The following is a 5,940-nucleotide window of genomic DNA, read 5'->3' on the forward strand; positions in this document are numbered from 1 at the left end:
ACCGGGCCGCCGGCGCCACGGAGATCGACGTCATCCGTGCGTGCGAGGCGGTGGTGCGGATCGCCCAGGGCGTCCAGCACGACGCGGTCTCGGCCCTCGAAGCCCGCCGTTCGGGTGCCGAGCCGAGCCAGGACCCGAGCGCTGCGCAGCCGCGGACGCGTTCGCTTCGGGCCGAGGTCGGGATGGCTCGCGGTGTGGGCAACGGCGCCGGTCAGCACAGTCTCGACGTGGCGATCGCGCTCCGTGACCACCCGATGACCCACGCGCTCCTCCGCGACGGAGCCATCAGTGCCTCCGTCGCCGCAGCGGTCTGCGCCGAGACTGCGCCACTCGACCGACGACGGCGTCGGCGCATCGACGAGCGAGTCGTCAGCGTTCTTCCCGGCATGTCCGTCCGCGAGGCCTCCGCGGCGGCGCGGCGCCACGTCCTCGCACTCGACGCGGCGGGCTGCGCGGACCGGGCCGACGCGGCACGAGCAACACGGCACATCCGGCTGCGCCGACTCTCGGACGCGATGGCCGAGCTGACGGTCCGCGCTCCCGCCGAGCAGGTGATCGCCGCATGGCGACGTCTCCACTCCGACGCCTTCCGGCAGAAGGCCTCGACCGATCCGCGGACGACTCGCCAGATCGCCGCCGACCACGCGATCGAGGCGCTCACCGGTGTTGACGTCGACACACCGGACGGCTCATCGACGCACGCACCGGCGGAGATCGGTCTGTTGATGAGGCCGGAGACCTTGTTCGGCGTCGACGACGCTCCTGGCGTCCTCGACGGCTACGGACCCGTGCCGGCGGCCCTCTGCCGGCGGTTGGCCGGACGAGAGGCGAGCTGGCTCCGCAGGGTCTTCACCGACGACCGCGGCGACCCGCGCGACGCCGACGAGAGACGGCGCCGCTTCCCAGCACGGATCGCGCGGCTGATCCGGACGATCGACGGGCACTGTCTCCGCCCGTTCTGCGACTGCGACGCCACCGACATCGACCACGTCGACCCGCACGGTGCTGGAGGGCTGACGACCGTCGACAACGCGCAGGCACTCTGTCGTCACGACAACCTCGTCAAAGAGGTGCCCGGCTGGAGAGTGCACGCCTCCACGGGGTCCGCGGCGACAGGCGACCGCACTCCCATCCCTGACACGGTCACGTGGACCACGCCGACCGGCCACCACTACGCCGCCCGGCGTCGCCACCGGGTCGACCAGCCATGGCCACACCGGGCCGGGCGAGGGCGCGGCGAGCTGAGCCCGCTCGAGACCCACCTGCGCGATCTCGTCAGCGTCCATCGACCAGACCGGCGGTGAGAGTAGCCGCACCCAGGAGCCGCGACGGCTGGACTCAGGAAAACCTCGACCGCTGGGGCTGTCGACGCTCGTGGTTGTCCCGCCGGCCGAGCCACCACGCCATGACGACGCCCGCGACGGCGCCCATGAGGTGTCCCTCCCAGGAGATGCCGGCCTGACCGGGAAGGATCCCACCGACGATGCCGCCGTACATCACGGCGACCACCACCGCGACGAGCACCGACAGCAGACGGCGTGTCACGATCCCCCACACCACGAGGAACGCCGCGTAGCCGTAGATCAGCCCGCTCGCTCCGATGTGCACCGTGTACGGGGCACCGATCAGCCACGTGCCAAGGCCTCCGAGGAGCACGATCCCGAAGGTGGCCGGCCAGAATCGGGACCGCGCCGTGTACGCGAGGAGGATCCCGAGCACGACGAACGCCGTCGAGTTGGCGATCAGGTGGTCGAAGCCACCGTGCAGGAACGGAGCGGCCGCGATGCCGTACAGGCCGTCGGTGTCCCGCGGGCGGATGCCGTGCTGGTCGAGGAAGACGCCCGGAAGCGCGTCGAACAGCTCCAGCAACCACATGGCGCCGAGGAGGACGAGCACCGGGATCGCGGGGCCGAGGAACGACCGACGGCCCGGTGTACGCGTCGTGGACATGCCCTCAGCGTATCGGCGTACGACAAGGCAGCTCACGCACGAGCGCCGCGTACGGGACCCGTACGCGGCGCTCGTGAACGCTGATTGTGACTGCTGAGATATCGCTCAGTCGAGGTAGTCGCGCAGGACCTGCGAACGCGACGGGTGACGCAGCTTGCTCATCGTCTTGGACTCGATCTGACGGATCCGCTCGCGCGTCACGCCATAGACCTTGCCGATCTCGTCGAGCGTCTTGGGCTGGCCGTCGGTCAGGCCGAAGCGCATCGACACCACACCGGCCTCACGCTCGGACAGCGTGTCGAGCACCGCGTGCAGCTGCTCCTGGAGCAGCGTGAACGAGACGGCGTCGGCGGGGACGATCGCCTCGGAGTCCTCGATGAGGTCACCGAACTCCGAGTCGCCGTCCTCGCCGAGAGGCGTGTGGAGGCTGATCGGCTCGCGGCCGTACTTCTGGACCTCGACGACCTTCTCCGGAGTCATGTCGAGCTCCTTGGCGAGCTCCTCCGGCGTAGGCTCGCGACCCAGGTCCTGCAGCATCTGACGCTGGACACGGGCGAGCTTGTTGATGACCTCGACCATGTGGACCGGGATGCGGATGGTGCGCGCCTGGTCGGCCATCGCACGGGTGATCGCCTGGCGGATCCACCACGTCGCGTAGGTCGAGAACTTGAAGCCCTTGGTGTAGTCGAACTTCTCCACCGCACGGATCAGACCGAGGTTGCCCTCCTGGATCAGGTCCAGGAACAGCATGCCGCGGCCGGTGTAGCGCTTGGCCAGCGAGACGACCAGTCGCAGGTTGGCCTCGAGCAGGTGGTTCTTGGCGCGGCGACCGTCCTCGACGATCCACTCGAGCTCCTCGCGCACCGGCTCCGACAGCTTGCCGCCCGAGGCGAGCTTTTCCTCGGAGAACAGGCCGGCCTCGATCCGCTTGGCCAGCTCGACCTCCTGGCCGGCGTTGAGCAGCGAGACCTTGCCGATCTGCTTGAGGTAGTCCTTGACCGGGTCGGCGGTGGCGCCGGCGACGGTGACCTTCTGCTCCGGCTCGTCGGTGTCGTCAGCCGCGGAGATCGTGAAGCCCGACGCCTCGTCCTCCTTGAGGGTGGGGTCGGTCTTGAGGTCCTTCACGAAGACCTCGTCGGGGATGTCCGGCAGAACCTTCTTGCCGTTCTCGTCGACGATGATCGCGCCGGCGGTGATGTCGACCTCGGCGGCGCCCTTGGCCGCGGTCTTCTTCGCCGGCGCCTTCTTGGCCGCCGTCTTCTTGGCGGCCGCGCTCTTGGCCGGTGCCTTCTTGGCCGCCGGAGCCTTCTTGGCAGGCGCGGCCTTCTTGGTCGCGCCCTGCGAGGCCGAAGCCTTCACCGTGGTGCGGGCGGATCCCGCCTCCGCCACGACCGTCTTGCGTGCTCGGCTATCGGGCGCTGAAACCACGAGATGACTCCCTAGGGGTGCTCGGACCAGAAGGTCGCTGCAGTCTTGAGGGCGCGATCAACCGGCCTCCCGTCAACCGCGGCTCGTCCAGTCTGCCACGCGCTGGGGGCGAACCACGAACCGCCTGGCCCACGATCTCGTACCGTGACCGAAACGCGACCTTTTCGACCAAGGACGGCCGCGTCGTCGACCCGCCAGTCGCCGGTCAGGCCTTGACGGCGAGCACCGGGCAGGTGGCGTCGAGCAGCACGCGCTGCGCGTTGCTCCCGAGGATCAACTTGCCGACCGGCGACCGGCGACGCAGGCCGATGACGATGAACTCCGCCCCGGTCTCCTCGGCGACCTTGATCAGGTCGTCGGCGGGATCCATGCCGCGGACCAGCTGGCGAACCTCGGAGTCGACGCCCGAGTCGGCGAGCTGCTCGCGGACGTCCTTGAGCTGGGCCTCGGTCCGGACTGCGTCATCGTCGTCGAAGTCTCGCCCGCCGCGGTGAGAGTTGACCACCACGAGGCTCGACCCCCGGAGCTTTGCCTCCTCCACGGCCCGCGCGAGAGCCGCACGTCCCTCTGCCTTAGGGACGTATCCCACGACGATCGTGCCCATCCTCGACCTCCATAGCTCGACGGTGCTCCGACAGTATCGTGATCCATGTCGCTCGACAGCCTTCCACCGCCCTCGGCGCCGCGTCACCCCGACGTGTGGACATCCGAGCTCCGGCGAGACGAGGAGGACCCACCCTGGGTCCATGCCCTCGCTTCCCTCCGGCCCGTCGGTCGGCATCCCTCCTGCGGCTGCCTCGCGGCTCCTCGACGCGCTCGTCGAGCGGTGGGTGCGGCGGGCGACCCCGCCGGACGGCGAGCCGAGACTGTCGCTCTGGTCGTACGACGCAGGGCACGCGTCCCTCGTCGGGCGCTGGTCGTCGTCGCCGCGCGTCGTCCAGCGACTTGACGCGTGGATGCGTGCCGACGTCGTCGATCGGCTCGTGGCTCCGGTCGCCGCAGGCACAGGACCGCGCGACCGCGTGCTCGTCTGGGAGCGCGCGGGTCGGCCGGAGGTACGCGGCGCCGACCTCGCCTGGTACGCGGCGTGGCGGACCTGCGCGCACGGTGACGGTGCGGTGTTCCTCGTCGTCACGCGGGCGGGCTGGGTCAGCGTGCCTGACGCCACCGTCGGGCCGCGCCGCTCGCGTCGGACGGCACGGTGAACCGTCGACACCCCGCAGCGGGACGAGCGCGGTCAGTCCCAGGTGTGCACGGGCTCGTTGGTGTGCATCCGCTCGCGATAGTGCATCGTCATCTCGCGCAGCGCCTCCGTGCGGTCGGTGCCGGCGCGTTCGTACAACGTCCGGAAGCGTTCGCTCTGCCAGGTCGCACCGTTGCGACCCGTCAGGCACCGCTGCTCGATGATGCCGAGGTACTTGTCACGGTCGGAGGGGTCCACCCCCATGGCGTCCAGCCCGTCGGCCGCCATCGGGAGGAGACGACGGAGCACCAGCTCGGTCACACCGACGGTGCCGATGCCGGGCCAATAGATGCTCGCGCCGATCCCGCCCCTCGCCGCACTCGTGAAGTTTTCCTCGGCCGCGCTGAACGACATCTGCGTCCAGAGCGGACGGTCGGCATCGGCCATGGCCCGGACCAGCCCGAAGTAGTAGGCCGCGTTGGCCACCGTGTCGACCACCGTGGGCCCGGCGGGAAGCACGCGGTTCTCGACGCGCAGGTGGGGGCGGTCGCCGATCACGTCGTAGATCGGTCGGTTCCACCGATAGATCGTGCCGTTGTGCAGACGCAGCTCCGCCAGTGTCGGCGGGTCGCCGGCGGCGAGGACCGCCTCCGGGTCCTCGTCGTCGAGGACCGGCAGCAGGGCCGGGAAGTAGCGGACGTTCTCCTCGAAGAGGTCGAAGATCGACGTGATCCACCGCTCTCCGAACCACACGCGCGGGCGGACCCCCTGGGCCTTGAGCTCCTCCGAGCGGGTGTCGGTCGCCTGCTCGAAGAGCGGGATCCGGGTCTCGTGCCACAGCTGCTTGCCGAGCAGGAAGGGCGAGTTCGCGCCGAGCGAGAGCTGGGTGGACGCGATGGCCTGGGAGGCGTTCCAGTACGACGCGAACTCGGCCGGTCCCACCTGGAGGTGGAGCTGCACGCTGGTGCAGGCGGCCTCGGGCATGATCGACTCGGAGGTCGTGGTCAGGCGCTCCTCCCCCGAGATCGAGATCGCGATGTCCTCCCCGCGAGCGGCGAGGACCTGCTCCGAGAGAAGGGAGTAGCGAGGGCTGGCAGAGATCGTCGACGGGGTCATGTGGCCCGCCTTGAGGGTCGGCATGATGCCGATCATCAGCAGATGTGCGTCGACCGACCTCGCGCGCTTCTCGGCGTGGTTGAGGTCCTCGCGGATCGTCTTCTCGTAGTGGCTCAACCCGTAGCCGTCGAGGGGCCGGGGGTCGATGTTGATCTCGATGTTGAACTGGCCGAGCTCGGTCTGGAAGTCCTCGTCGGCGATCGCCGCGAGGACGTCCTCGTTGCGCAGCGCGGGATTGCCCACCTCGTCGATCAGGTTGAGCT

General features: G+C 69.7%; 6 protein-coding genes. 2 read left to right on the forward strand and 4 right to left on the reverse strand.

All coding sequences use genetic code 11. From position 1 onward, the window contains the following. A partial coding sequence (locus PV363_RS14865) for an HNH endonuclease signature motif containing protein (protein ID WP_301022722.1) occupies positions 1-1,304 on the forward strand: 1,304 nt, incomplete at its 5' end. Between the two features lie 34 nt (positions 1,305-1,338). Here PV363_RS14865 and PV363_RS14870 read toward each other — a convergent pair. The 3 genes from PV363_RS14870 to PV363_RS14880 form a co-directional block, all read right to left on the reverse strand. Then, positions 1,339-1,950 carry a rhomboid family intramembrane serine protease gene (locus PV363_RS14870; protein ID WP_220344454.1) on the reverse strand — a complete coding sequence of 204 codons (612 nt, stop codon included), beginning with the start codon at positions 1,948-1,950 and terminating at the stop codon, positions 1,339-1,341. 105 nt (positions 1,951-2,055) lie between these two features. Continuing rightward, positions 2,056-3,378, reverse strand: coding sequence for an RNA polymerase sigma factor (locus PV363_RS14875; RefSeq protein ID WP_301022723.1), 1,323 nt, complete (start codon positions 3,376-3,378; stop codon positions 2,056-2,058). Between the two features lie 205 nt (positions 3,379-3,583). Then, on the reverse strand, positions 3,584-3,982 hold the full coding sequence (locus PV363_RS14880; protein WP_220344453.1) for a universal stress protein: 399 nt from the start codon (positions 3,980-3,982) through the stop codon (positions 3,584-3,586). 142 nt (positions 3,983-4,124) lie between these two features. Here PV363_RS14880 and PV363_RS14885 point away from each other — a divergent pair, with 142 nt between their 5' ends. Beyond that, on the forward strand, positions 4,125-4,583 hold the full coding sequence (locus PV363_RS14885; protein WP_301022724.1) for a hypothetical protein: 459 nt from the start codon (positions 4,125-4,127) through the stop codon (positions 4,581-4,583). Between the two features lie 32 nt (positions 4,584-4,615). Here the strand turns inward: PV363_RS14885 and PV363_RS14890 are convergent. Then, positions 4,616-5,940, reverse strand: a 1,325-nt coding sequence (locus PV363_RS14890) for a glutamate--cysteine ligase (RefSeq protein WP_301022725.1), incomplete at its 5' end; no start/stop codon positions are given.

Source organism: Mumia sp., assembly GCF_028803055.1.
In the GTDB taxonomy this organism is placed as follows: Bacteria; Actinomycetota; Actinomycetes; order Propionibacteriales; family Nocardioidaceae; genus Mumia.